A 26957-nucleotide genomic window follows, 5' to 3' on the forward strand; every position below is an offset into this window, starting at 1 on the left:
TGTTCGGCGAGCCTGTTTTTTATCGCCGCAAACCTCCATTTATGCTTCATGCTTCCGCCCTCTTTTCTTTCTAGCGTCGGGCGCTACAACGTTGTTTAAAGAGAATTAAAAAGGGAAATTTCCATGCATGTCCTCCTGAAGCGCACTGCCGTTTCGATGATTGCTCTCGTCATGGCGATGCCGCTTTCCGCTGAGGCTCAAACGGCAAAGACGCTGCCGGAAAGCCAGACGCAGATGCAGCTTTCCTTCGCTCCGCTGGTTAAGCAGACGGCCGGTGCCGTGGTGAACGTCTATGCCGAGCGCGTCGTGCAGCGCCAGTCTCCCTTCGCCGGCGATCCCTTCTTCGAGCAGTTCTTCGGACAGCGCATGCCGAATCGCACCGAGAAGCAATCTTCGCTTGGCTCGGGTGTGATCGTGGAGGCGAATGGTACCGTCATCACCAATAACCACGTCGTCGACGGCGCTGACGATATCAAGATCGCACTTTCGGATGGCCGCGAATTTCCCTGCAAGGTCGTGCTGAAGGACGATCGCGTCGATCTCGCCGTTTTGAAGATCCAGTCGAAGAACGAGACTTTCCCGGTTCTGCCGCTCGGCAATTCCGACGGCATCGAGGTCGGCGATCTCGTGCTCGCGATCGGCAATCCCTTCGGTGTGGGCCAGACCGTAACGAGCGGTATCGTTTCGGCGCTTGCCCGCAACCAGGTCAAGAACGAGGTCGGCTTCTTCATTCAGACCGATGCCTCGATCAACCCCGGCAATTCTGGCGGCGCGCTCGTCAACATGACCGGCGAGCTGATCGGGCTCAATACGGCGATCTTCTCCCAGGGTGGCGGCTCCAATGGTATCGGCTTTGCCATTCCAGCCAACCTGGTCAAGGTTTTCCTTGCCGCAGCCGATCGTGGCGACAAGTCTTTCGAGCGGCCCTATATCGGCGCCACGTTCGAGCCGGTGACATCCGATGTCGCCGAAGCGCTTGGCCTGGACAAGGTGCGCGGCGCGCTGGTGACCAAGGTGGTCGATGGCGGCCCGGCGGCCAAGGCCGGTCTCAAGCCGGGAGAAGTGATCACGGCGCTGAACAATATCTCCATCGAGCATCCGGATGCGCTCGGCTATCGCCTGACGACGGCCGGTCTCGGCGCGACCGTGTCGCTGACCGTGCTCGATACCGGCAAGGAACATCAGACCACGATGACGCTTGCCGCAGCACCGGAATCCATTCCGCGCGATGAGCGGGTGATCGAGGGCAACAATCCCTTCTCCGGCGCAACCGTTGCCAATCTTTCCCCGCGGGTTGCCGATGACCTGCATCTGCCGCCGGATTCCACGGGCGTTGTCATCGAAAGCCTGAAGCAGAACTCGCCGGCCGATCGACTGGGATTTGCCGCGCGTGATATCGTCATTTCCATCAATGGCGTGGCGATCAACACGACCGAGATTCTTCAGCGGACCGTCATGTCAAACCCAAGCTTCTGGCGCGTCGAGATCGAGCGTGACGGCCAGCGTATCAGGCAGTTCTTCCGATGAGCGATGACCTGTTTGCACCGCGGATACCGGAGGAGGTCGCCAACAAGCGGCCTCTCGCCGACCGTCTGCGGCCGCAAACACTGGCAGAAGTCACCGGTCAGGCACATCTGACCGGCGAGGATGGCGTATTGCGCCGGATGATCGAAGCGGGCTCGCTGGGATCGATGATCTTCTGGGGGCCGCCCGGCACCGGCAAGACGACGGTTGCTCGCCTGCTGTCGGGAGAAGCCGGTCTCGCCTTCGAGCAGATTTCGGCGATCTTCTCCGGCGTCGCCGATCTGAAAAAGGTCTTCGAGGCGGCAAGACTGCGCCGCATGGATGGCCGCCAGACCCTGCTGTTCGTCGACGAGATCCATCGCTTCAATCGCGCCCAGCAGGATAGCTTCCTGCCCGTGATGGAAGATGGCACCGTCATTCTAGTGGGCGCAACCACGGAAAATCCGTCTTTCGAACTCAATGCCGCTCTTCTCTCCCGCGCTCGTGTGCTGACGTTCCGCTCTCATGATGAGGAAAGCCTGGAAGAATTGCTGCGCCGGGCTGAGACGGTGGAGGGCAAGCCGCTGCCGCTGACGGAGGATGCCCGCGCCAGCCTGATCCGCATGGCCGATGGCGATGGCCGCTCGGTGCTGACGCTGGCCGAAGAGGTCTGGCGCGCCGCGCGCAAGGACGAGCTTTTCGATCCCGACATGCTGGTCAAGATCGTCCAGCGCCGCGCTCCGGTCTATGACAAGGCGCAGGACGGTCACTATAATCTAATATCGGCGCTGCATAAGTCGGTCCGAGGCTCCGATCCGGACGCCGCGCTCTATTATCTCGCCCGCATGTTCGATGCCGGCGAGGATCCGCTCTATCTCGGCCGTCGGCTGGTGCGCATGGCCGTGGAGGATATCGGGCTTGCCGATCCGCAGGCGCTTGTCATCTGCAATGCCGCCAAGGACGCCTATGATTATCTGGGGTCACCGGAAGGTGAGCTGGCGCTGGCCCAGGCCTGCGTCTATCTCGCCACAGCGCCAAAATCCAATGCCGTCTACACGGCTTTCAAAGCCGCGACCCAGGCCGCCAAGCAAAACGGCTCGCTTCTGCCGCCCAAGCATATCCTCAATGCACCGACCAAGCTGATGCGGACCGAAGGCTATGGCGACGGTTATCGCTACGATCATGATGAGCCGGATGCCTTTTCAGGCCAGAATTACTTTCCGGAGAAGATGGGTCGCCAGACCTTCTACGATCCGCCGGAGCGCGGGTTCGAGCGCGAGATCCGCAAGCGGCTGGACTGGTGGTCGAAGCTGCGCAAGGAACGCGGCGAACGCTAAAGCAATTCCAGGAAAAGTGCGAAGCGGTTTTCCGTCCGGAATTGCGTGAAAACAAAAAGATAGAGCGTTTCGCAATTCGAAGAAAGGCGGAAAGACTCTAGCCGACATCACCTGCCGGCGACATCCTGCGGCGCTTTCTGTATTCGCGGCATTGTTATCCTATCGACCATCTTCACGCTCGATTCCGCCAGGCTCTTGTGACCTTCCATGTCGACGACGAGATGCCAGTGCCCGAGCTCCGGAATGGTGAGCCGGATCGGTGATTTCTTCGCGACGCCGCCGAGAAACTGGTGCTTGAGCGTCTCCGTGAAGCGCTCGAAATTCGAGCCGTTCATCAGCCTGACATTGGCGATGGCCGAGAGGGTGATTTCGATCACCGCTCCGGAGCGCTGTTCCCCGAGATCGTAATGGCTGTAGCGGAAGGCAGGCTTCGACATGGCTTTCTGCTCGTTGGATATCTGGCCGAGAGCTTAACTGAAGGCGAGTTAAGGAAGCGTTGGGCGGGATAGTGCGAAGCCTGCGTGAGGTAGGTTCAGTGCAGATTGGACGAGGCTGGGGCGAAGTCGTTAAGATCGAGTATAGCGCCTTCGGGTGCCAGGCAGATATCGGCCGGATTGTGGTTGCATTCCTCGGCGGCGAAGTGCAGGGCGGCTGCCTCGTTGCGGAATAGGCCGCCGACAAGGCCTTGCCGGTCCTGAACGATCCAGCTGCCGCGGCGGTCGCGGCCGATGATGAAGCGGGCCGGAGCCGACGAAATCGGGCTGTGAGCCGAACGGCGCTGAATATGCTGTGCGTTTGCCATGTCTATGTTTCCTCTTGAATCTCTTCGGTTTCGCTCAGTGTCCGGTCAGGTGCAGCGCCATCTGCAGGGCGCCGGCAATCAGGAGGACAAGCCCGAGGCGCGGAGCGACGGAACGAAGCCCGTTCAGCAATGCGTCCGAGGAGATGGGCCACTCGCTTCTTGCGAGGGCGGCCATGCGAGGGCGTTGGAGGGGGTCGGCGGATAGGCCGGCATGCGTATGGCGTGACATCGTGGTTCCTTTCAGTGTCACCGGCACCGCTGCTCCGATAAGATCATTTCCGGTGCTACGCTGTTGAATCTATGAGGGAGTTGCTAGGTTTTCCATTTGCCTGAAACGGCAAAAATATAAAAATCTCATAGGGATGGCGCGATCTCACAACCCCAGGCGAGAGGCATGGCGCGAGGCAAACCGGCCGCTTCCGTCGAGCTGAAACGGTGTGATTGCTGTCTGGATGGCCATAGCCGTCTCGCTGGTGACGCCGACCAGGGGCAGGCGGACATCCGCGTTGATATCCCTGGCCAGTGACAAGGCGTGCTTGACCGTCGCCGGTTCGCTTTCGCGGGTCAGCGCGCTGAATAACGGCTGCAGGCGCTCGTCGATGGATAGGGCAGCGCTGACGTTGCCGCAGGCGGCCGAATGCTGCATCGATTGAAAGAGCCGCGGAACGATATTGGCAGCTCCCGAAAAGCAGCCATGACCGCCCGCGGCCTTGAAGCCGAGTGCGCTGGCATCGTTCGAGGTAAACAGGCCGAATCGCTCCGGCAGAAGGGGTCGCCAGAGGTCGACGCGTGAGATGTCGCTACTGCCGTCGGCAATCCCGATGATTCCCGGAATCTCCGCGAGCTGCGCGACCGTTGCCGGCGCGAGGTCGATCGCGGTATGCGATGGTTGATTATGGACGATGATCGGCAGCTCGGTCTGCGCTGCAAGTTGCGCGAAATGGTGACGCACACCCTTCTGCGTCGGCTTGGAATAGTAGGGCACCGTCACGAGGGCGGCATCGGCACCAAGTCGCTGCGCCTGCATGGTTTCCTTGATGGTCGTCGCCGTATCGTTGGTTCCCGTTGCAACAATGACAGGCACCTTGTCTTCGGAAAGCTCGATGCAGATTTCAATGGCGCGGATGCGCTCGGCTTCTGTCAGTGTCGGGCCTTCGCCGGTCAACGAACAGACCAGCAGCCCGTCGATGCCGCTCAGTAGCTGCCATTCCACATGCGCCATCAGGGCGACGCTATCGAAAGCGTCATCGTGAAACGGGGTAACAAGCGCGGTGATCGCACCGCCGATGCGTCTCTGAAAAGTCGGACTGCTCATGTCGGCTGCGTCTCAGAGGTAATGCAGTACGATGAAAAGCTCCAGGCCGCCGAGAAGCAGACCGAAGGCGAACATGGCCTGAAAAGTGCGCCTTTCGCGGATCTGATGATTGTCAAGCGGGCGCTGGCGCCGGCCTTTTACGCCCAAGGCCGATACCTTAACGCGGTGATGTTTCTCGTCACTGTTATGAACGAGGACGCGGATGGATTCCGAAAGACTGGGCGCGTGCGTGTCGAGCATGGGATCTATCTCCATATTCCACCGCAAGCGTAACGCCGGCCCCCATAGGAAATCCATTCGAGGTGAAAGGCGAAGAAGTAAGTGAGATATAAAGGGCCGGCAGCCCGGATTTTCCCCCGGCAGCTGGCTCGTGGCCCGCCGCCGGAAAGGAAGATGGCGTTGGCGATAATCGACTGCCTGCTAGGCAGAATCCTGCCGGTTCTTCTGGTCGAGCTGCGTCACCAGCGCCAGGATGGTTGCCGAGACCGGCGTCGGCACATTTGCGAGCTTGCCGAGCGAAACGACGACACCGACGAGAGGCGTGATTTCCAGCGCCTTGCCGGCAAGCAGATCCTGCAGCATCGAGGTGCGCACAGGGCCGATCTGACGCGAGCGGTCGAGGCGCTCTTCGATCGACATGGCGATATGGCATCCCAAAGCCTCAGCGACAGCCTTCACTTCGCTCATTACCTCGCCAACCATGGCTGCCAGCGGTGGATCATCCATGATGTCGGACATCAATCCCCTGGTCAGCGCGCTGATCGGATTGAAGGCGGCGTTGCCCATCAGCTTGCTCCAGATATCGTCGCGGATGCGTGTGGAAACGGAGACGTTGACGCCCGCTCTCTGCAGCAGTGCCGCGATGGCCTCGATGTCTGCGGTCGTCTCGCCGGAGGGCTCGCCGAGGATGAAATGGCCGTTGTTGGCGAGCTTGACCTCGCCGGGGACGACGACTTCCGCTCCCTGATAGGCAACGCAGCCGATCACGCGCTCCGGCCCGATCAGGCGCCGGAGATCGCCGTTCGGATCGAGTTCCTCCATCTGGTGTTCCGCATGGCCGCTCTGCCTGTCCCGGTGAAAATACCACCACGGCACGCCGTTGAGGATCATGACGACGCGAGTGCCCGAATGCAGCAGTTTTGCAATTCCGGGGACAGCTGCAGCGAGCTGATGGCCCTTGAGCCCGGTGATGACGAGATCCTGCGGCGGCAGCTCGCCCGCATCGGCCGTTGCCGTCATCCGCGCCACGAGAGGGCTATCCGCGCCGGCTTCCCAGAGGCGTATGCCGCCAGTGCGAATGGCCTCCAGATGAGCTCCGCGTGCGACGGCGGAGACCTGCGTCTGCGCTCCTGCAGAGGAAGCGAGCTTTGCGGCAATGGTGCCACCCAGCGCGCCGGCGCCGTAGACACAGATGTTCTTGAAGGGAGAGGATGTCATGCTTGATGCTCCAAATGAGATCACGTGCTCGGAAAAGATATGTCGCGCTTTCGATTTGGCGAAGGGTCTTCGAGGCTTCAGGCAATTGAGACTGAAAATCGCCGAACCTTCCTCCAAACTACACGCTTATGGAAATTTCACCATGCTCGCCGGAGCGTGAGTGAAATCAATCCGGCAAAGGAAACCGCTTTTCTGCCGGCATCGATCGCTGGATTTCCGTCGTGCCGTTTAAGGAGCAATGGCAGCGCAATATCTATCGCGAAGGGCTGCAACGCGCCGGCTTCTGGAAGCCTGGTTCGAATGGATGATTGCCGCGATCAGCATGAGTGTTTTCCGATCATCACGCGCTCGGGCTAGTCTTTACCACAATCGCATCCTAACCTCCGCTAGATCGCTCTGGACCAAGGACAACCGGTGCGATATCGATTTCTCAATTGTCCTTTCTAAGTTGATGAATTCGCCGGGGAAGATCGTTGCGTTTCGAAGCCCTCAACCGTCTCTGGGACAGCGTTCGGGAGACCAGCCATGATTTCCGTGCCTCGACGGATGTGTTTCCCGTCGTGGATATCGAAAAGCTGAGTGCGACCCTCGACCTGAAGGAGAAGGGCGCTGCCGCCGGGCGCCAGAACCGGCCGCCGCCGGATGCCCAGTCGCTTGACGAGACGGAGCAGCGCATCGTCGCCTGGGTCGAAGCGGAGAAGAAGAGTTCCTACCAGATCCTCGAAGACCAGTTCCAGACCTTCGACAGCCGCTTGCGCAACCTCGATTTCGAAGGACAATTCGGGCTGATCCGCCAGGCAAACGCTTCCAGTGTCTCCGATTTCAAGGCGGAGGTGGCAAGCGGCGTCGACGAGCTTCACGGCCTGCGCCGCAAACTGAAGACGGCCGAGGATGAAATGGTGGGCTTCAAGGCCAGGCATAAGCTGCAGCGCGCCGCGAAGGTTTCCAGCCGTGCGGCATGGGGCTTCAAGGTCTCGCTGATCGTCTTCCTCGTGCTCATCGAAATGGTGATGAACGGTAGCTTTCTGGCCAAGGGAAGCGAACAGGGCATCGTTGGCGGTGTGACGGAGGCGGCTGCCTTCGCTATCCTGAACATCGGCACAGCGTTGATGTTTTCCTTCTTCTGCGTCCGCTTCCTCGTGCATCGATCCCTTGCGCTGAAGCTGCTTGGCCTGCTCGGTCTCGTCGCCTATGTCGCCGTCGCCCTGGGGATCAACATCGCGCTGGCACATTATCGCGAGGTCTCAGCGACGATCCTGAGCGGAGCCGGTGCCGAGGTGATTCAGCGCCTGAAGACGGCGCCTCTCGGACTGCAGGAGCTGAACTCCTGGATGCTCTTTGCCATCGGCCTGATGTTCTCGCTCGTCGCCTTCATCGACGGCTGCTATCTGACCGACCCCTATCCGGGCTTCGCCGGCGTCCAGAAGCGGCTCGATGCGGCGAGGGACAATTATATCGACCGCAAGCTCGATCTGATCGAGGATCTCCGCGAGATCCGCGACGAGCACAACGGCAAGATCGAGGAGATCATCCGCGACCTCTCGCTGCGCCGGCAGGAAACGGCTGCCATCATCGCGCATCGTGCGAGGACCGCGGGCCTTTTTGCCGAACACCAGAACCATCTCGAGCGGGCCGCCAATGTGCTGCTCACCTCCTACCGCGACGCCAACCGGGCCGGGCGCACCGAGCCGGAGCCATCCTACTTCAATGCCGCCTACAAGATGGAGCGCCTGACACCTGTCATCCGCAGCGAAGAGGAATGGGACGACAAGGTGCTGGGCTCGCGCATCCAGGGTGCGCAGACGGAGCTTTCGGAGCAGATCAAGCGGATCGGCGATGAATTCGAGCGCGCCATCGAAAAATACCACCAACTCGATAATCTATTCCCGGAGAGCATCCTTGGCTCGACGCAAGCGGCGTAGCCGGCGCGGCGGATCCGCCGGTCTCATCATCGCAACGGTTTGTCTCGCCGTCCTGTCCCTCGGGATCGTCGGGGCCTATGGCTGGCTGCGCTACAAGGCGAGCGGCAATGTCGCCATCGACCAGGCGTCGCTCTGCCCTGTGGACGGCCCGAAGGCGGAAACCGCCATTCTGCTCGATGTCACCGATCCGATATCGGACACGACGGCGCTCGATCTGCGCAACCAGTTCCAGAAGATCGTTGCGGATGTGCCGATCGGCGGCGCGATCGATATCTATGCGCTCACCGAGAAGGAGGGTGAACTGATTCAGACCTTCCACGGCTGCAACCCCGGAAGCGGCGCGAGCGTCGACGAATGGACCAGCAACCCGCGCCTGGCGCAGGCGCGATGGGAAAAGGGTTTTCAGAAGCCGCTCGCCGATATCGCCGGCAAGCTGACCGCGGGCGAGTCCGGCAGGCTGTCGCCGATCATGGCCGCCATCCAGAAGATCAATCTCGAGGTCTTTGCCAATGCACCGGTCGGCTTGCCGAAGCGCCTCTACATCGCTTCCGACATGATCGAGCACACGGCCGCCTTCTCGAACTACCGGGACGGCGTCTCCTACCAGAAATACCAGCACAGCCCAGCAAACGACCAGTTTCGCACCTCATTGAATGGCGCCACGGTCAAGATCCTTGCCTTTCAAAGGCCCAACATGAAGTTCAGCATGGAGGATCTTGCGAATTTCTGGGCGCAATGGATCAAGAACAGCAACGGTGATTTCGGCGGCTTCGTGCGGTTGGAGGGGATACGCTGATGGCCAATACCGACGCCAGATATCTCATCCGGGATTATGGGCCGATGGTGCTGTTCGCCTCCATCACCATCGGCGGCATGATCTTCATCTGGTCGTCGAAGCTCATGGGCTGGTCACTGCCCATCGTGACGGGTGTGCCGCTGGTGTTGATGGGGATCTACTTCATCGTATCGCTGGCCGTTGCCGGATTCCGGCTGCACAACGAGCAGGCGGGCGACAACCTCTATTACATGGGTTTTCTCTTCACGCTATCGAGCCTCGGCGTATCGCTCTATCTCTTCGCCGGTGAAACATCGATCGAGACCATCGTCCGCAACTTCGGCATCGCCGTCACCTCGACCATTGCCGGCGTGACGCTGCGCATCCTCTTCAACCAGATGCGGCGCGACCCGATCGATATCGAGCGCAGCGTCCGCCACGAGCTTGCCGAGATGACGCGGCGCGTGCGCACTGAACTCGACTCCTCCTCGCGCGAATTCTCACACTACCGGCGCGTCAGCAACCAGATGCTGTCGGAAGGGTTCGAGGAGATCGCACGGCAGGCCGAACGCAACGGTCAGGAGATCAACAAGATCTTGGAAATGCTGGCAAAGCAGGCGGTGACGCCAATCAACGACGCGGCCGCACAGCTGACGGCGACGACCTCGCAGCTGTCCGAGATCATCGGGACCTTCGGCACCGCCGTCGAAAATGTCGGCAAGAAGCTGGATGAGATCCGCGCGCCGGAGGATGTCGTGCGCGCCGAGTTGGCGCCGGCGATTGCCGCCATCAAGGAGATGTCGGAGGCGCAGTTGCAGCCGCTGCGCAATATCGAGCTCGCGCTCGGTCGCGTGGCCGAAGCGATGGGGCAGGCACCACTGCCGAAACCAATGGCCGATGGCGACATCGCTGCGGAGCCCGAGGCCGTGCCGCGAAAACGCTGGTGGCATCTATGGTAGCAGGAGGCCCGGACAGCACGCCGAAACTGGAGCACAAGGGCTATAATCGTGGCCTGATCCTTGGCCTGACGATGGCCGAATCCATGCTGCTTCTGGTTTTCTGCCTGTTGCTCGTGGCCGCCGCCTTGATTTCGTCGGAGAGAAACAAGCGCTATGAGGTCGAGCGCAAGCTTGAAAAGGCTGAACAGCAGGTGGCCTTGCTGGAGAAGAAGCGCGCCGAGCAGGCGGCCGAGATCGTGCTTCTCCAGTCCAAGGTCGTCTCCGGCGATCTCTCCGCTGCCGACAAGGCCGTGGTGGACAAGCAATGGCGAGAGCTGGTGCTGGCGAAAGAGGCACTCGACAGCATGGCGGATCAGGGCGCGACGACGGCTGATCTGCAATCGCTTTCCAAGGTAGCCGCCGTTCTGAAAGAACATGACGTCTCGCTAAAGGCGGCGCCCGATGAGATCAACAGGCTTCTGGCTGGAAACGGAGGCGGGAAGGGCATGCACGACTGGCCGCCTATCATCAATCTTGACGACGCCAAGAAGAACTATTTCCAGTCGGGAAGCGCCGAGCTTACGGGCACCTTTTCACAGCTGCTCAGCACGACGATCACGGACGAAATCGCCAGCAATCTGAGCCTCTACGGCGCCAATATCGTCGAGGTCATCGGCCATACGGACGAACAGCCATTGGCGCGGGAAAAATCCAATCTCGATGATACGATCATCGGCGCGATGGACGGCAAGCTGCCGGTATCGGCATTGCTACCCGCCGACAATGCCGGGCTTGGCCTTGCCCGCGCCATTGCCGTCGCCAATGTGCTTAAGGCCAATCCCAAGCTGAAAGATGCCACCATCCTGCCGATGTCTGCCGCACAGCTGATCCTGCCCGGCGACACCGTCACCTCGGGCCAGCGTGGCGCCGTCGAAACGCGCCGCCGCATCGAAATCCGCGTGCGGGGCAGGGCGGCGCCCGTTGCCGTGATCAATGCCGGTGCTGCACCCTCCACCGACACGCAATAATGCGGAGCGGCATGACCATCAGCTCCGCAATCCCGGCGCTTCATACCCGGTGCGCTCCACATATTCCGTGTAGCCGCCGGTATATTGGTGGATGCCTTCCGGCGTCAGTTCCAGCACGCGGTTGGAAAGTGCGGCCAGGAAATGCCGGTCGTGCGAGACGAACAGCATCGTGCCCTCATATTGCGACAGCGCCTCGATCAGCATTTCCTTGGTGTCGAGATCGAGATGGTTGGTCGGCTCGTCCAGCACCAGCAGGTTCGGCGGATCGAAGAGCATGATCGCCATGACGAGCCGAGCCTTCTCGCCGCCCGACAGCACGCGGCATTTCTTTTCCACGTCGTCGCCGGAAAAGCCGAAGCAGCCGGCGAGCGCGCGTAGCGAGCCCTGACCGGCCTGCGGAAAATCATGTTCGAGCTGCTGGAATACGGTGCGCTCTCCATCGAGCAGATCCATGGCGTGCTGGGCAAAATATCCCATTTTCACACTGGCGCCGAGTGCAACGCTGCCTTCATCAGGCTGCGCCGAGCCGGCAACCAGCTTCAGGAGTGTGGATTTACCGGCGCCATTGATGCCCATGATGCACCAGCGCTCGCGGCGCCGCACCATGAAATCCAGCCCTTCATAGATGGTGCGGCTGCCATACTTCTTGTGGACGTTCTTCAATACGGCCACGTCTTCGCCCGAGCGCGGCGCCGGCTGGAATTCGAAGGCGACGGTCTGGCGGCGCTTCGGCGGCTCGACACGATCGATCTTTTCCAGCTTCTTCACGCGGCTCTGCACCTGCGAAGCATGCGAAGCGCGTGCCTTGAAGCGCTCGATAAACTTGATTTCCTTGGCAAGCATCGCCTGCTGGCGCTCGAACTGCGCCTGCTGCTGTTTCTCGTTCTGGGCACGCTGCTGCTCGTAGAACTCGTAGTCGCCCGAATAGCTGGTCAGGTTGCCGGCATCGATTTCGATGATCTTGCTGACGATGCGGTTCATGAACTCGCGGTCGTGCGAGGTCATCAGGAGTGCGCCCTCATAGCCCTTAAGGAAGGATTCGAGCCAGATCAGGCTTTCGAGATCGAGATGGTTGCTCGGCTCGTCGAGCAGCATGACGTCGGGGCGCATCAAGAGGATGCGGGCGAGCGCCACGCGCATCTTCCAGCCGCCAGACAGCGCGCCGACATCGCCGTCCATCATCTCCTGGCTGAAGCTCAGGCCATCAAGCACCTCGCGGGCGCGGCCCTCAAGAGCGTAGCCATCGAGCTCTTCATAGCGCGCCTGCACCTCGCCATAGCGCTCGATGATCTCATCCATCCTGTCCGCCTGGTCCGGATCGCTCATCGCGGCTTCCAGCTCGCGAAGCTCGGCGGCAACCGCGCTGACCGGCCCGGCGCCTTCCATGACTTCCGCCACGGCACTGCGCCCCTCCATCTCGCCGACATCCTGATTGAAGTAGCCGATGGTAACGCCCTTATCGACCGAAACCTGCCCCTCATCGGGTTGCTCCTGCCCCGTGATCATCCGGAAAAGCGTCGTCTTGCCGGCGCCGTTCGGCCCCACAAGACCGACGCTCTCGCCCCTGTTGAGCGCAGCGGACGCCTCGATGAAGAGGATGCGATGACTGTTCTGCTTGCTGATATTCTCGATACGAATCATGATTACGCGAGGCCCGAAGAAAGTCTTGGCGCCTTATGCCAAGGGTCGTGCGCTCTCTCGCAGCTTTTGGCACTTGGCGCAAGCTCCATGGTTTTGCTGCCGGACCGATGGATTCAGAGCAGCCGCACTTCTTTCGAAGATATGTTGCGAGCGCCCCAATTCGTACAGATCGGGCGGTTTCAGGCTGGCGTCCCCATTGAGCCACGCGGATATTGTGCCCGCCGGTGTCGTGTCTGGTTGGAGGCGGGATGCGGGGAAACCGAACGATGGGCGCCTTTATCGAGGCACCAGTTGGTCTGCAGTTCGGGTGCGATAAGGGGGCACATATGCAAATGGTTGCGGAAGCAAGCGAGGTCGATGTCCTGGATGCGGCTCTAAGGCGCTCATGGAGTGAAGTTCAGGGATGGGTTGGTGACAGAATCCCGCACATCCTGAAATTTGTTCGCGAGCTGCACGATACACGCAAGATAGAAGGCGACATCCTGGAGATTGGCGTCCATCACGGCAAACTGTTCTTCCTGCTCTCTGCCGCATCACGGGACAACGAACGCTGTATTGCGGTTGATCTGTTCGAGGATCAGCAGAAGAATCTCGATCACAGCGGTAAGGGATCGCTGGCCATATTCAATCAGCACCTGCAGGAGCTTTTTCCCGACTATATCTCCCGTGTAACGGCGATCTCGGCCGACAGCATGTCGTTGACACCGGCGACCGCGCGTGAGCGACTGGGTGTGACCGGGGTGCGCCTGATGTCCGTCGATGGAGGCCATACAGTCGCACACGTCATGAATGACATGGAGATCGCCCAGGAGCTGCTCGTTCCCGGCGGCATCATATTGCTCGACGATTTTCTCGGTGTGCATTGGCCGACAGTGACTGAGGGATTCTATCGATATATGCAGATTGCCAATCGGCGGCTGGCGCCGTTTCTGATCTTTCAGAACAAGCTTTTTCTGACCACTTTTTCCGAACAGCCGGAGACACTGACAAGATTGCGCAGCTTCTTGGATCGGACTTTGCCGAATGAGATTCACTCTGGACACTGGCGTTACGCGACGGTCGGCGATCACAGCGTTCTTTCGTTCGCATAGGTTGACGTGTCGTCGAAGCGGGGAGTGCCGACGCCCGATGGCAATACCGGGAAGGTTCCTGTGCAATGAAAAATCGTCGCTGCCGGCGGCATGTTCCTACAGCTGGCTCAACGCAATGGATATGAAATTTCTCAGCGATGCGACGGATTCCAGTCTGTTGTGACGTTTATTCAGACGGGACCGTGAAAGATCAGCTGGCGCTTGATTATATCTGGCGAATTGCTGGCTCCTCAAACAGAAACGAGGAATTCAGCCATGCCCGCGTTTTCCGTCCGCTTTCAGCAAAGCTTGCCTATGAGTATCTCACGAGATATCGCAATTCTATTGCTTAGTGTGATGCTGATCGCCACCACCGGATCATCCGAAGCGTGGTCTGCAAACGCAATCTCCCGCCATGCAAAGCTCCATCAGCCGGTCAAGCAGATCGCGGACCAGCGCGTGTTCATCGACACGCCGGACGGGAAGGGGGAGCTGCCCGTCTACGCCGATCATGCGATCGACACGGCTGCACCCGAGGTGACGACGGTGCTGGTCGTGATCCACGGTACGCTTAGAAACGCCGATGCCTATTATGCGACCGGGGAGAAGCTGCTGGCGAAGGCGGGCGATGTGGCGAAGGGGACGATGGTTGTCGCGCCGCAGTTCCTGATCAGGCCGGATGTCAAGGCATTCTCGCTGTCCGCGCAGACCCTGGCCTGGACGCAAAACGGGTGGAAGGGCGGAGAAGCCGCGCGCCAGCCGGCGCCGATCAGTTCCTTCGCCACGCTCGATGCCTTGCTTGGGCATTTCAGTGATCGTCGCCTGTATCCATCGCTGAAGACTATCGTCGTGATGGGGCACTCGGCGGGAGCGCAATTGGTCCAGCGCTATGCGGTGGTCGGGCGCGAAGCGGAAAGCCTGGCGAGTGCCGGCATCTCCGTCCGCTACCTCGTCGCCAATCCGTCGAGTTACCTCTATTTCGACAATGAGCGACCGGCGTTGCCGGATCAGCAGGCGGCATTGGCCTCATGCCCGAAGGCAACGCAATGGCGTTACGGGCTTGCCGGCGCGCCGCCATATGTGTCCTCGCAGGACCCTAAGCTGCTCGAAACGAGATATGCCGCGCGTAATGTCGTTTACTTGCTGGGGGAGACGGACACGAACCCCTACACCCATTTCATCGATCGCTCCTGCGGGGCAATGGCGCAAGGACCATACCGGCTCGCACGCGGGCTGACCTACTTCGACTATATGAAAAAGCGGCATCCGTCCGAACTCGATCAGAAGGTCGTCGAGGTGCCCGGCGTGGGGCATGACGACGAGGCGATGTTCACATCCGATTGCAGTATTTCTGTCTTGTTCGATCGACCAATTCCACAATCCTGCCCGGTCGTCGCGGGAACGTCTAAAGCGCCAGGAACGCAGCGGTAGCATTCTTCGAGCGAGCGACCTCGTCCCTTATGCGTCAGCCCCGATATGCCGGCCGCGGACGTGCGGATCGCGTTTTCCGGAGGATCGGCCGTTCTATGAACAGGTAGCAAACGATCGTGAAGGCGAGCGAACCCAATGCAATGAACACGGGCTGCGTGCCGTGAGGCACCCCGATACGCAACAGCAGCGCCGTTGCCAGGACACCCATCAGCACATGCCAAACGTAAATGGAATAGGACGCATCTCCCAGGAAATGTAGGAATGCCAGCCGCGGCACGCCTCGTTCCCGTTCCGCGAAAACAGCGCCTGACAACAGCAACACTGCCGGTATGCCCCAGCGGATAGCCCGTTCCAAGTGGATCAGCGGGTCACTCGCCACAAGCAACGCGACTGCGACGATCATCAAGCCGATAGCGGCGGAAAAAGGCAGCCGAAAGCCCTGTTTCCACAGGTGCCCGATGATGATGCCGGCAGCAAATTCCAGAATGACCGGTTGTGTGAAAACACTGAAGTAGCCGAGAGGCAGCAGGTAGTGCGCAATCACGATGGTCACGAAGGCTGCCATCAGGAGCCATAGCCGCCTGAATTCCGGCAGAAGCAGTGAAATCGAAAAGATGAGATAGAAGAACATCTCGTAGGACAAGGTCCATCCCTGCTCGACAACCGGGTGCAGCGCTTCGTCCTTCATGAGGGGCACGAAGAACAGCGAGCCGATCAAGTTCTCCATGCTTGAATTCGCGTCGAAGAAGAATTGCGGCTTCAGCACGGCGACGATGAAGGTTGCCGCCGTCGCAATCCAGTAGAGCGGCACGATCCTGATGAGCCGGCGCCACATGAATTCCTGCGGACCGAGCGATCGTCCGTCGGTCGTGACCCACATGATGAAGCCGCTGATGACGAAGAATATGTCGACACCCGCCGCACCACTCTTGAAGTCCAGGCCGTATGTTTCGCAGACATGGAAGCAAAGAACGGAAATTGCGGCGATGGCCCGCAGATATTGAATGCTCGTGATATCGCTGCCGGTTTTCAAAGCGGTGCCTCGCGCGACTGAAATGCCATCGCCGGGACCTTGCGGACCGATGGAGCGATAGGGAATGAGTCGAAAGGCCGGACACTCACGCAGAATGATTTGGAGGGCCGGCGGACCGAATGTTGCTGGCAGCAACACTTCCAATGAAAATGGATGATTTCCCGCCGGTTTCGTGACCGAAATCGGGCATTTGGGATGCGGAGGGCCTACTGCGATGAATTCGGAGGCCTTCATGTGGTTGGCCTATCGGTTGACGATTCCGTCGGCCTTTGTCCACCCATTCAGGCAGCCCGATCACTGAATTACATGTTTCGGCCGCAATAGGGTTGGCCCGCTTGGGCTTTCAGTGATGAGCTTGGAACGGCGGCTGCTTGTTCCTTTTGCGTCCATTTGACGATTGGCGTAATCCGCAACAGTGATGGCATGTTCCGCCAATGATCTGCCGCCAGCGAGCTTCTATTTGTGATCTTGCGAACAGAGAGGCAGATATGAGCAATACACGCAAGAAAACAGCGCTGGTGACCGGCGCATCCTCCGGCATGGGCAAGGAAATCGCCAAGCGCCTCATCAGCGATGGCTTCAGGGTCTATGTGGCGGCGCGCAGCATCGACAAGATGCTGGATCTCGAACGCCTTGGTGCACGTGCCCTGCAGATGGACGTGTCGGACGACGACGAGATCAAGGCGGCCGTTGGGATCATTCTCGCAGAAAGCGGCGGCGTCGATGTCCTTGTCAACAATGCAGGCTTCGGACTGTATGGACCAGTCGAAGACATCGCCATGGACGAGGCGAGATATCAGTTCGAAGTCAATGTCTTCGGCCCGGCGCGCTTGACCCAGCTTCTCTTGCCCGCGATGCGCCAGAGGGGCTCCGGCACCATCGTCAACATCACCTCGATGGGCGGCAAGATCTATACGTTGCTCGGTGCGTGGTACCATGCCACAAAGCATGCGCTCGAGGGCTGGTCGGATAGCCTGCGGCTGGAACTGGCCCCGTTCGGCATCGATGTCGTTGTCATCGAACCAGGCCTGATCGAGACAGGATTTGGCGATGTGGTCGCCGACGGCCTTGTGAAGCGCTCCGGGGCAGGTCCCTATGCCAAGGTCTCGCAAGCCGTCGCCAAGACCACGAGGGCGACCTATGGCCATGGGCGCGGCACGGATTCGAAAGTGATCGCGGATGTCGTCTCGGCTGCCGTGCATGCGAGAAGGCCGCGGACGCGCTATGTCGCCGGCAAATATGCCAAGCCGATGATTGCGATCCGCAAATGGCTCGGTGATCGGATGTTTGATCGCATCATCATGAGCCAGATGCGCTAACATTTCCCGAGGCGGATGACAGACGAGCGCACTTCTGCGAGATCGGGCTTAGAGGGTCGACTGAGATGAGTGTGATGCCAGCAGATAAATGCAAGGTGCCGCAGGCCTTCTGGCGTGCGGTCGAGCGGATCGGCTTGCCACCGTCTGCGGTTCTGCGTCAGGCCGGTTTGCCCGCCACGTTGTATCTGGGCGAGAATGGCATGGTGACGACCTCGCAGTATTTTGCGATCTTCAGGGCGCTCGAAGAGTTGATGCCGGAGCCTGCGCTCGGACTTCGGCTTGTCCGCGAGGCGGATACGGCGGTTCATCCACCATCGACCTTGGCCGCCTTTCACGCCAGGGATTATCGCGATGCACTTTACCGGGTCGCGCGCTTTAAGCGGCTCTGCACGCCCGAGCAACTGAGTCTCCATGAGGATAAAGGCGAAGTCTCGATCACAAGCAACTGGATTTACGCGACCGAGCCTGAGCCCAGGATCGCCACGGACGTTGCCTTCGCCTTCCTGATCGAGCTTGGTCGCCGCGGAACCGGCCAAGCTCTGACGCCGATTCGGGTCGAGTTCATGCGCTCCGGGCCAAAGAGCGATCTGTATCAGTTCTTTTTCGGGTGTCCTGTGAAGTATGGTGCTCCGCAGAACAGGCTCGTCCTGAAATCGGCCGATCTTGACCGGCCGTTTCCGGGCCACAATCCGGAGCTCCTGGAAATCCTCACGCCGGCGCTTGCTGCCGCCATGGGTGAACTGCAGGCCCGCAGTTCCATTGGCGACCAGGTGAAAGTTGTCCTGAAGCGATCGCTTGCAAGCGGACGTCCGGAGTTGTCGCAGATAGCGCAGGATCTCAACATGAGCGAGAGAACGCTGCAACGGCGCATCACCGATGAGGGCAACACCTTTCGCGAGCTTCTGTCGGAAGCGCGCCAGGAACTCGGACGGCAACTCCTGTCCAACCCATCCACCGACATCGACGAGGTCGCATGTCTTCTAGGCTATCAGGATCGCAGTTCCTTCTATCGCGCCTTTCGTGACTGGGAGGGGCTGACGCCTCTGCAATGGCGCGAGCTGAACGAACGGGATGCCTCGCAATTCAATTCGCTGCATTGATGCAGATTCCTGAAGACCGAATACCAAGGGATCGGCTCATGAATCGCACTCGGTGCGTAATTGGGGCGCGCCAGTATCTTCGGGTAACGCAAGTTGGCGTATGGCGCCTGTCACCCGACGTTCGATTTCTATCATAGTTGATTCTTGTCTTGTTCCGCGAAGTACTTCCGGGCACCGAAGTGCCCGGAAAGGATGCCTGGTTGTCCGCCCAAAAGGTCACGTTAATGACATCAGAATGGCCAATGACAACCTAATGGCGCGTTCCGTGTGCGATCAGATGCTCAGCTGCAGCCACTCGTAGCTCCACACGTGTCGCACTTCTCGCAAGTTCCATTCCGGACCATCGTGAAGTTCTGGCACTCCGTGCACATGTTACCGGTGTAGCCCTGCATGATGGAGCGGGCGCGGCGTTCGGATTCGAGCTTCTTGGCTTCGGTCTTGGCCGTTGCCGCGTCGCTTGCGGCCTTGTCGGTGAAGAGGCCGGTGGTTTCAGCGGTTTCGTTCGCCAGTTCCTCTGCAATCTCTTCGGCCAATTCCTTCGCGCGCTCCTCATAGTCGCGCTTGAAGGCGACGACTTCGGAGGTCGAGACCGCGCTCGCCGGCTCCAGCTTGCGCGCCGTGTTGCCGGCAAAGGCGGTCACGGTCGAAAGCGAGGCTCCGCGGACCGGGGCGCCAGATGCCGAACCCTTGGCTTCGGCTGCCGGACGTTCGCCGCTGGTCGGAACCAGTGTCGGCTTGTAACCGCGGGTCAGGCCCTTGGAGACGACATCGGCCTTGCCTTCGGAAACACCGCGGCCGAGCGCCGTGTTGTTGAAGTCCGAGGTGTCGACATGGGCAAGATCGTGACGGCCGAGATAGGAGATCGCCAGCTCGCGGAACACGTAGTCGAGGATCGATGTGGCGTTCTTGATGGCGTCGTTGCCGGTGACGATGCCGGCCGGCTCGAACTTGGTGAAGGTGAAGGCGTCGACATATTCCTCGAGCGGCACGCCATACTGCAGGCCGAGCGAGACGGAGATCGCGAAGTTGTTGATGAAGGCGCGCAGAGCCGAGCCTTCCTTGTTCATGTCAAGGAAGATTTCGCCGAGACGGCCATCGTCATATTCGCCGGTGCGCAGGAAGATCGTGTGTCCGCCGATCTTGGCCTTCTGGGTGTAGCCCTTGCGGCGACCGGGAAGCTTTTCCTGCGTGCGCACGACCTTCTCGATCACGCGCTCGACGATCTTTTCCGTGATGGTGACGGCCTGCGCGGCGGCCGGCGCCTGCAGGAATTCCTCCAGCGCATCCTCGTCGCTGTCATCCTCGATCAGCGAAGCGTTCAGCGGCTGGCTGAGCTTGGAGCCGTCGCGGTAAAGAGCGTTGGCCTTGAGGCCGAGCTTCCAGGACAGCATGTAGGCGTTCTTGCAATCCTCGACGGTCGCCTCGTTCGGCATGTTGATCGTCTTGGAGATCGCACCCGAGATGAAGGGCTGAGCGGCCGCCATCATGCGGATGTGGCTTTCGACCGAGAGGTAGCGCTTGCCGATCTTGCCGCAGGGATTGGCGCAATCGAAGACGGCGAGGTGCTCGTTCTTCAGGAACGGCGCGCCTTCCAGCGTCATGGCACCGCAGACATGGATGTTGGCGGCCTCGATGTCCTTCTTGGAGAAGCCGAGATGGTCGAGCAGGTTGAAGCTCATATCGGCCATCTGCTCGTCGGAAACCTTCAGCGTGCCCTTCAGGAAGTCGGCGCCGAGCGTCCACTGGTTGAAGACGAACTTGATGTCGAATGCGCTCTTCAGAGCGGCGTTGACGGCATCGATCTTCTCAGCCGTAAAGCCCTTGGCTTTCAGCGTCGAGGGGTTGATGGCGGGAGCCTGGTTCAGGTTGCCATGGCCGACGGCATAGGCCTCGATCTCGGCGATCTGGCTTTCGGAGTAGCCGAGAGCGCGCAGCGCTTCCGGAACGGCACGGTTGATGATCTTGAAGTAGCCGCCGCCGGCGAGCTTCTTGAACTTTACGAGAGCGAAGTCCGGCTCGATACCGGTCGTGTCGCAATCCATGACGAGGCCGATGGTGCCGGTCGGCGCGATCACGGTTGCCTGGGCGTTGCGGTAGCCGTGCTTTTCGCCGAGTTCCAGCGCCTTGTCCCAGGCGGCCTTGGCATGGGCAACGAGATCCTGGTCCGGATTGTCGGAATGGATCAGCGCCACCGGATTGACCGACAGGTTCTCATAGCCCGAGGTCTCGCCATAGGCGGCGCGGCGATGGTTGCGGATGACGCGCAGCATGTTCTCGCGGTTCGGCTTGAACATCGGGAAGGTCCCGAGTTCGGATGCCATTTCAGCCGAGGTCGCATAGGCGATGCCGGTCATGATCGCCGTCAGCGAGCCGGCGATGGCGCGGGCTTCGTCCGAGTCATAGGGAATGCCCGACGACATCAGCAGGCCGCCGATATTGGCGTAGCCGAGGCCGAGCGTGCGGTATTCGTAGGAGAGTTCGGCGATACGGCGCGAGGGGAACTGCGCCATCATCACGGAGACTTCGAGAACGACGGTCCAGAGGCGGACGGCATGCTCGTAATCGGCAATGTTGATGCGCTTCGTCGCTGCATCCTTGAAGGTCATCAGGTTCAGCGAAGCAAGGTTGCAGGCCGTGTCGTCGAGGAACATGTATTCCGAGCACGGATTGGAGGCGCGGATCGGGCCGGCAGCCGGGCTGGTATGCCAGTCGTTCATCGTCGTGTTGAAATGCAGGCCCGGATCGGCCGATGCCCAGGCGGCGTAGGAAATGGACTCCCAGAGGTCGCGGGCCTTCAGCGTCTTGATGATCTTGCCGTCCTTGCGGGCGGTCAGGTGCCATTCGCCGTCATTCTCGACGGCGCGCAGGAAGTCGTCCTTGATGGAGACGGAATTGTTGGAGTTCTGGCCGGATACGGTCAGATAGGCTTCCGAATCCCAGTCCGTGTCGTAGGTCTTGAATTCGAGATCCTTGTAGCCCTGGCGGGCGAACTGGATGACGCGCTGGACGTAGTTTTCCGGAACCTGGTCCTTCTTGGCAGCGCGGATCTCGCGCTTCAGGGCAGGGTTCTTGGCCGGATCGAAGCAATCGTCATTGTCGCCTTCGCAATTCACCGTCGCCTTCATGATCGCCTTCAGGTGCTTGGCGACGATCTTCGAGCCGGTCACGAGAGCGGCAACCTTCTGCTCTTCCTTGACCTTCCAGTTGATGTATTCCTCGATATCCGGATGGTCGATGTCGACGACGACCATCTTGGCGGCGCGGCGCGTCGTGCCGCCCGACTTGATGGCGCCGGCGGCGCGGTCGCCGATCTTCAGGAAGCTCATCAGGCCCGATGAACGGCCGCCGCCGGAAAGCTTTTCACCCTCGGCGCGCAGCATCGAGAAGTTCGAGCCGGTGCCGGAGCCATACTTGAAGAGGCGGGCTTCGCGAACCCACAGATCCATGATGCCGCCTTCGTTGACGAGATCGTCCTCGACCGACTGGATGAAGCAGGCATGCGGCTGCGGATGCTCATAGGCCGACTTGGACTTGGTGAGCTTGCCGGTGAAGGGATCGACATAGAAATGGCCCTGGCCGGGGCCATCGATTCCATAGGCCCAGTGCATGCCGGTGTTGAACCACTGCGGCGAGTTCGGAGCGACGCGCTGGGTGGCAAGCATATAGGCAAGCTCGTCACGGAAGGCTGAAGCATCTTCCTCGGAAGAGAAGTAGCCGCCCTTCCAGCCCCAATAGGTCCAGGTGCCGGCAAGGCGATCGAAGACCTGGCGCGCATCGGTTTCGGAGCCGCTCTGCTGCTCCTTCGGCAGATCCTTCATGGCAGCTTCGTCGGGCACGGAACGCCACAGGAATGAAGGAACGTCGTTCTCCTCGACCTTTTTGAGCTTGGCGGGCACGCCGGCCTTGCGGAAGTACTTCTGCGCGAGAATGTCGGCGGCAACCTGCGAGAACTGCGCGGGCACGTCGATATTTTCGAGGCGGAAGACGATCGAGCCGTCCGGATTCTTGATCTCGCTGGTCGCCTTGCGGAATTCGATATCCGCATAGGGTGACTGGCCGGCCTTCGTAAAACGACGTTCGATGCGCATAATCCCAATCCTCATTCGTTGGTGTGCGCCCGCATGAAAGCAGGGCGCAAAAATTCTCATTCCGGCATCGCGATTTCAACGCGCAGCCAGTCTTCAATCCGCTTTCTGACAGGAGGTGTCACCCGGAGATGAGTTTCCTGTATCTTGTGGTGATGGTGGCCGCAAACACTAAATATAGTATTAACAGCTTATTGCCGCCAGTCCCCGCATCTATTTTTTCGACGGCATCGAGATCGGCACAAAAACCCCCGCGGCGGCCACCGGCAAAGGTGAATCGCCTTGAATCAAGATCCGATTTCGAATTGAGAACCAGCCCTCACTAACCCGCCTGGTCCAGTCGCCGCCGCAACGTCGTCCATTAACTTTGAAAGACCCGATTCCGTCAAGGGGTGGTTTGTAATGGATTGCTAACCACAATATCTTGTGGGCTCGCCTGTGGAAAGTGGGGAAACGTCAGTAGAGTAGAAGAATCAAGAGCTTGATGGGAGATGCTCGCCCTTTGTGGGATCGATGACGGCGCAAGCCTCATCACTGCGGGTGTCGAAAACGACAAATTTGTGTCCGTGACCGCGAGACCATTGGCAAGGCAGCGAAATCATGCTGTGGCGCATCACGATTCGGGCCGAAACCCTTGAATCCCACGCATTCTCGCTATTGTGACGCCTACTAAATCTAGTGGGCGCCGCAGCGCCCACCTCTATTACCGTCTTCCGGTTCGATTTCGACGCGCAGCAGAATCAGCGAGTGATTCGCAACGCGAAATGGCGGTTTAACCGCGGTGACCCTTGGCGATCGGCTCCTGATAGGTGAAGCCCATGTCCCAGGGGAAGTAGATCCAGGTGTCCTGGCTGACTTCCGTGATGAAGGTGTCGATGGTCGGCACGCCCTTCGGCTTGGCATAGACGCAGGCGAAATGTGCCTTCGGCAGCAGGTTGCGAACCTCGACGGCCGTCTTGCCGGTATCGGTCAGGTCGTCGATGACGAGCACGCCTTCGCCGCCATTGACCGTCAGTTCCGGCGCGATGCCTTTCAGCAGGTTCATTTCGCCCTGGCTGGAATAGTCGTGGTAGGAGGCGACGCAGACCGTCTCGATCAGGCGGATATTGAGTTCGCGCGAGATGATGGCGGCCGGCACGAGGCCGCCGCGGGTGATGCAGACGATTGCCTTGAAATCGCGGTTGAGACCGGCGAGCCGCCAGGCAAGGGCGCGCGCATCGCGGTGGAACTGATCCCAGGATACGGGAAAGGCTTTATCGGGCAGGGACATGGCAGAAGCTCCGGGGCATGGAATAATGACGCGCCGGCAATGCCGGCGACCCTGAGCAGACCCCGCGGCGGGCGCGGACCATGAACCAAATCCGGAACGCGATTCGCTTGCTATCTGCTTGAACAGGATCTCATCCGGGAAAAAGCCATGTGCTTTTTCGGGACCATGCTCCGTCGACCACGCGAACGGTTCCCTGGCGGGAATTCTGTCATCGGTCGCTGCTTTCTGCTGGATTTGCCGGCAAAAGGCAATAGCCGCAAAGCCCGCAATCGGTGCACATCCGCACCCGAAACCGTTTGATTCGCGCTTTGGCGGCTCAGCGGGCCAGAAGCGTTATCGCCGTCATCGATTGCAGCAGGGTGCGCGTCGTGCCACCGAAGATCATTTGCCACAGCCAGGAATGCGTATAGGCACCCATAACAAGCAGATCGATACTGTCATCCGCCAGGCGGTTTTCGATGACCTGCGACGGCGTCGACTTGCCGGTGCAGGCCGCCGTCACGAATTTGGCGCGAACGCCATGGCGCGTCAGCGCCGCCGCGATGCGAACGCCGGTTTCCCTCGACGGGTGGGATTCTTTCTCGGATGTGCTGACCGAGAGGATCTCGACCGAATCTGCAGCCTTGAGGAAGGGTAGGGCATCGAACGTTGCACGCGCCGCTTCCTTCGATCCGTTCCAGGCGATCAGGACGCGGCGGATCGGCTTCGGAGCGGTCAATATATAGGGGATCAGAAGCACCGGGCGGCCGCTGTCGAACAGGAAGGTTTCGACGTCAACCTGAGAGTCGCCATATTTGGATGGGTCCGGCTGCACGGCAACCAGCAGGTCGGCGCTGCGGGCGCTTTCGATCAGTGGTTCGGTGCCGTAGCCGGACGTGCTGGCAAAACTGTGCCATTCATAGTCGAGACCGGCGCTTTCCATCTTTGCGCGGAACAGCCGCTCGATTTCGACCGCCTGATGATGAGCGGCATCCTGAAGAGCCTGCACGGCGACGGGATCAGGAATTTCCATCGGCGCCACCAGCGGCACAGTAGAGACGATTTCCGCATGAAGACCGACAACGCAAGCGTCGTGCTCCTTCGCCAGCGCTGCCACGAAATCGGCGGCGATGCGCGTGTTGCCGGGATTGTCGAGAACGGTCAATAGGGTCTTGTACGACATGACGTGATCTCCCATGCGGAGGGTTGGATCTCAGCATTATATCTGCATTCCGCGATAAATTAATGCGCTTCGATCGCCTCTGGTTCCGCAAGGAGTGCAGCCATTCGTTGAGTATTATGCCTCAGCCGATTGATTTTCCTTGGCTTTCGACTGGCGGATGTCTTCGATCATCGCGCGTACCTCGGCTGCGACATTTTCAATTAATTCGGCGGACCGGCCCCTCACGACGATTTCCGTCGAGAAGGATTGGCCGACATAGCGCGGATAGGAACCGATGCTCGTGTCCGGATGTGCCTTCTGGATGAGCCCGAGTGGCGTGCCGATCTCGCCCTCGCCATAAGGGCAGGAAATGGCGGTCGACAAAACGCGCGCTCCGGTCTTGAGCGTCGGTATGACATTGTCGAGCATGGCCTGGAAGACCTGCGGCACGCCGGCCATGACATAGACATTGCCGATGTTGAAGCCGGGAGCGGTCGAGACCGGATTGGCGATGTGCTTCGATCCCACAGGCATGCGGGCCATGCGCTGGCGCGCCTCGGTGAACTCCATCTCGCGTCGCGCATACATTTCCCCCATGATCCGCATGGCCTCGGCGTCGTGCTCGCAGGGCACCCCAAAGGCCTTGGCGATGGCATCGGCGGTAATGTCGTCATGGGTCGGCCCGATGCCGCCGGAGGTGAAGACATAGTCGTACTGGGGGCGTAGGGCATTCAGCGCCGAGACGATGGCATCCTCATCATCGGCAACGATGCGGACTTCCTTCAGGTCTATGCCGGCCAGCAGCAGGACATCGGCGAGATGGCCGATATTCTTGTCCTTCGTCCGGCCGGAGAGCAGTTCGTCGCCGATGGCCAGCATGGCGGCTGTGACAATGGTATCGTTTGACATGAGGACATCCGTGAAAATGCGCATCGGCGCGTTCGCAAAAAGTTCGAAATAGGTAGCGCCGTTTTCCGCGAATGCAAACGGTCGATTTCGCATGGGCGCAATCATCGGGAAGCGACGCAAATGAATTTTTCGTCTACAGGGGATGAACAGTGCGTTCCGGGCATGGGGGCTGCGCTGTTGTCGCATCGCTGATAAAACTTGCCACCACAATCAACGCGTCCAACAAACAGGAGACGTTCATGGCTAAGGTTCTGGTTCTCTATTATTCCTCCTACGGTCATATCGAGAAGATGGCCTATGCCGTCGCGGAAGGCGCAAAGTCGGCCGGAGCTGAAGTTACCGTCAAGCGCGTTCCGGAACTGGTGCCGGAAGAGGTTGCCAAGGCCTCCTATTTCAAGCTCGATCAGGAAGCCCCGGTCGCAACGCCCGACGAACTCGCAGACTATGACGCCATCATCATCGGCGCCGGCACCCGCTTCGGCACCGTTGCCTCGCAGATGCGCAATTTCTGGGATCAGACCGGCGGTCTCTGGTTTGGCGGCAAGCTGGTCGGCAAGGTCGGCTCGGTCTTCACCTCGTCCGCGACCCAGCATGGCGGCCAGGAATCCACCATCCTCGGCTTCATCCCGACCCTTCTGCACCACGGCATGGCCGTCGTCGGCCTCCCTTACGCCTTCCAGGGCCAGATGGGCACCGAGGAAGTCAAGGGCGGCTCGCCCTACGGCGCTTCGACGATCACCAACGGCGACGGCTCGCGCCAGCCATCGGAAATCGAACTGGAAGCCGCAAAATATCAGGGCGCGCACGTCGCCAAGATCGCGGCAAAGCTCACGGCCTGATTTGAATTCTGCATATCGATTGAGAGGGGCGCGGCAAAAGCTGCGCCTTTTTCGTTTGGGCT

At 60.0% G+C, this 26957-nt stretch carries 23 protein-coding genes; 11 read left to right on the plus strand and 12 right to left on the minus strand.

Annotated features, from left to right (window positions below; all coding sequences use genetic code 11):
* Nucleotides 1-123 precede the first annotated feature (123 nt).
* Together PH552_RS11805 and PH552_RS11810 are read left to right on the plus strand one after the other, a co-directional pair.
* A complete protein-coding gene (locus PH552_RS11805) occupies nucleotides 124-1527 on the plus strand; it encodes a DegQ family serine endoprotease (protein WP_183763606.1) in 1404 nt (467 codons plus the stop codon).
* Complete coding sequence (locus tag PH552_RS11810) at nucleotides 1524-2840, plus strand: replication-associated recombination protein A (protein WP_112341028.1); 1317 nt, start codon at nucleotides 1524-1526, stop codon at nucleotides 2838-2840. Before PH552_RS11805 ends, PH552_RS11810 begins: the two co-directional genes overlap by 4 nt.
* A gap of 107 nt (nucleotides 2841-2947) precedes the next feature.
* Here the strand turns inward: PH552_RS11810 and PH552_RS11815 are convergent, their stop codons facing one another.
* The 6 genes from PH552_RS11815 to PH552_RS11840 all read right to left on the minus strand — a co-directional run bounded on the left by PH552_RS11815 (nucleotide 2948) and on the right by PH552_RS11840 (nucleotide 6394).
* On the minus strand, nucleotides 2948-3277 hold the full coding sequence (locus PH552_RS11815; protein ID WP_183763604.1) for a DUF1883 domain-containing protein: 330 nt from the start codon (nucleotides 3275-3277) through the stop codon (nucleotides 2948-2950).
* Between the two features lie 95 nt (nucleotides 3278-3372).
* Entirely contained in the window at nucleotides 3373-3642 is a 270-nt protein-coding gene (locus tag PH552_RS11820; RefSeq protein WP_183763602.1) for a hypothetical protein, read from the minus strand.
* 34 nt (nucleotides 3643-3676) lie between these two features.
* Entirely contained in the window at nucleotides 3677-3871 is a 195-nt protein-coding gene (locus tag PH552_RS11825) for a hypothetical protein (RefSeq protein ID WP_162736967.1), read from the minus strand.
* Between the two features lie 144 nt (nucleotides 3872-4015).
* Nucleotides 4016-4957: a 4-hydroxy-tetrahydrodipicolinate synthase gene (gene dapA / locus PH552_RS11830; RefSeq protein WP_183763599.1), complete on the minus strand. Its 942-nt coding sequence runs from the start codon at nucleotides 4955-4957 to the stop codon at nucleotides 4016-4018.
* A 12-nt stretch (nucleotides 4958-4969) separates the two neighbouring features.
* On the minus strand, nucleotides 4970-5197 hold the full coding sequence (locus PH552_RS11835) for a hypothetical protein (protein WP_183768570.1): 228 nt from the start codon (nucleotides 5195-5197) through the stop codon (nucleotides 4970-4972).
* A gap of 180 nt (nucleotides 5198-5377) precedes the next feature.
* On the minus strand, nucleotides 5378-6394 hold the full coding sequence (locus tag PH552_RS11840; RefSeq protein WP_183763592.1) for a ketopantoate reductase family protein: 1017 nt from the start codon (nucleotides 6392-6394) through the stop codon (nucleotides 5378-5380).
* 473 nt (nucleotides 6395-6867) lie between these two features.
* On the opposite strand from PH552_RS11840, the gene PH552_RS11845 reads away from it, so the two are divergent.
* The 4 genes from PH552_RS11845 to PH552_RS11860 are packed head-to-tail and all read left to right on the plus strand — an operon-like array spanning nucleotide 6868 to nucleotide 11057.
* Nucleotides 6868-8316, plus strand: coding sequence for a hypothetical protein (locus tag PH552_RS11845; RefSeq protein ID WP_183763589.1), 1449 nt, complete (start codon nucleotides 6868-6870; stop codon nucleotides 8314-8316).
* Complete coding sequence (locus tag PH552_RS11850) at nucleotides 8294-9112, plus strand: hypothetical protein (protein WP_112341020.1); 819 nt, start codon at nucleotides 8294-8296, stop codon at nucleotides 9110-9112. The genes PH552_RS11845 and PH552_RS11850 overlap by 23 nt, the downstream gene beginning before the upstream one ends.
* Nucleotides 9112-10050 carry a hypothetical protein gene (locus PH552_RS11855; protein ID WP_183763586.1) on the plus strand — a complete coding sequence of 313 codons (939 nt, stop codon included), beginning with the start codon at nucleotides 9112-9114 and terminating at the stop codon, nucleotides 10048-10050. Before PH552_RS11850 ends, PH552_RS11855 begins: the two co-directional genes overlap by 1 nt.
* Complete coding sequence (locus tag PH552_RS11860; RefSeq protein ID WP_183763583.1) at nucleotides 10044-11057, plus strand: OmpA family protein; 1014 nt, start codon at nucleotides 10044-10046, stop codon at nucleotides 11055-11057. Before PH552_RS11855 ends, PH552_RS11860 begins: the two co-directional genes overlap by 7 nt.
* A gap of 18 nt (nucleotides 11058-11075) precedes the next feature.
* Here the strand turns inward: PH552_RS11860 and PH552_RS11865 are convergent, their stop codons facing one another.
* Complete coding sequence (locus PH552_RS11865; protein WP_183763581.1) at nucleotides 11076-12698, minus strand: ABC-F family ATP-binding cassette domain-containing protein; 1623 nt, start codon at nucleotides 12696-12698, stop codon at nucleotides 11076-11078.
* A 266-nt stretch (nucleotides 12699-12964) separates the two neighbouring features.
* Between PH552_RS11865 and PH552_RS11870 the strand changes: the two genes are divergently transcribed.
* Nucleotides 12965-13789 (plus strand): class I SAM-dependent methyltransferase, encoded by an 825-nt coding sequence (locus tag PH552_RS11870; RefSeq protein ID WP_246698561.1) that lies wholly within the window; start codon nucleotides 12965-12967, stop codon nucleotides 13787-13789.
* A gap of 294 nt (nucleotides 13790-14083) precedes the next feature.
* The gene (locus PH552_RS11875; RefSeq protein WP_210278899.1) at nucleotides 14084-15199 is read left to right on the plus strand and encodes an alpha/beta fold hydrolase; all 1116 of its coding nucleotides are present in this window, start codon (nucleotides 14084-14086) and stop codon (nucleotides 15197-15199) included.
* Between the two features lie 34 nt (nucleotides 15200-15233).
* Here PH552_RS11875 and PH552_RS11880 read toward each other — a convergent pair whose 3' ends face one another.
* Entirely contained in the window at nucleotides 15234-16232 is a 999-nt protein-coding gene (locus PH552_RS11880; protein ID WP_246698562.1) for an acyltransferase family protein, read from the minus strand.
* A 488-nt stretch (nucleotides 16233-16720) separates the two neighbouring features.
* Between PH552_RS11880 and PH552_RS11885 the strand changes: the two genes are divergently transcribed.
* Both PH552_RS11885 and PH552_RS11890 read left to right on the plus strand, forming a co-directional pair.
* Complete coding sequence (locus PH552_RS11885; protein WP_183763579.1) at nucleotides 16721-17551, plus strand: oxidoreductase; 831 nt, start codon at nucleotides 16721-16723, stop codon at nucleotides 17549-17551.
* A 65-nt stretch (nucleotides 17552-17616) separates the two neighbouring features.
* Nucleotides 17617-18651: an AraC family transcriptional regulator gene (locus PH552_RS11890; protein ID WP_285165951.1), complete on the plus strand. Its 1035-nt coding sequence runs from the start codon at nucleotides 17617-17619 to the stop codon at nucleotides 18649-18651.
* Between the two features lie 281 nt (nucleotides 18652-18932).
* On the opposite strand, the gene PH552_RS11895 is transcribed toward PH552_RS11890, so the two are convergent.
* From PH552_RS11895 to PH552_RS11910, 4 genes are all read right to left on the minus strand, one after another.
* Nucleotides 18933-22739: a vitamin B12-dependent ribonucleotide reductase gene (locus PH552_RS11895; protein ID WP_183763572.1), complete on the minus strand. Its 3807-nt coding sequence runs from the start codon at nucleotides 22737-22739 to the stop codon at nucleotides 18933-18935.
* A 769-nt stretch (nucleotides 22740-23508) separates the two neighbouring features.
* Nucleotides 23509-24006, minus strand: a complete 498-nt coding sequence (gpt, locus tag PH552_RS11900; protein ID WP_112340991.1) for a xanthine phosphoribosyltransferase — start codon at nucleotides 24004-24006, stop codon at nucleotides 23509-23511.
* A gap of 316 nt (nucleotides 24007-24322) precedes the next feature.
* Complete coding sequence (locus tag PH552_RS11905) at nucleotides 24323-25168, minus strand: universal stress protein (RefSeq protein ID WP_183763569.1); 846 nt, start codon at nucleotides 25166-25168, stop codon at nucleotides 24323-24325.
* Nucleotides 25169-25282: 114 nt separating this feature from the next.
* Entirely contained in the window at nucleotides 25283-26056 is a 774-nt protein-coding gene (locus PH552_RS11910; protein ID WP_183763566.1) for a competence/damage-inducible protein A, read from the minus strand.
* 239 nt (nucleotides 26057-26295) lie between these two features.
* On the opposite strand from PH552_RS11910, the gene wrbA reads away from it, so the two are divergent.
* Nucleotides 26296-26895 (plus strand): NAD(P)H:quinone oxidoreductase type IV, encoded by a 600-nt coding sequence (gene wrbA, locus PH552_RS11915; protein WP_112340989.1) that lies wholly within the window; start codon nucleotides 26296-26298, stop codon nucleotides 26893-26895.
* Nucleotides 26896-26957: the final 62 nt, after the last annotated feature.

The organism is Rhizobium aureum (genome assembly GCF_030182495.1).
GTDB lineage: Bacteria > Pseudomonadota > Alphaproteobacteria > Rhizobiales > Rhizobiaceae > Rhizobium > Rhizobium tropici_C.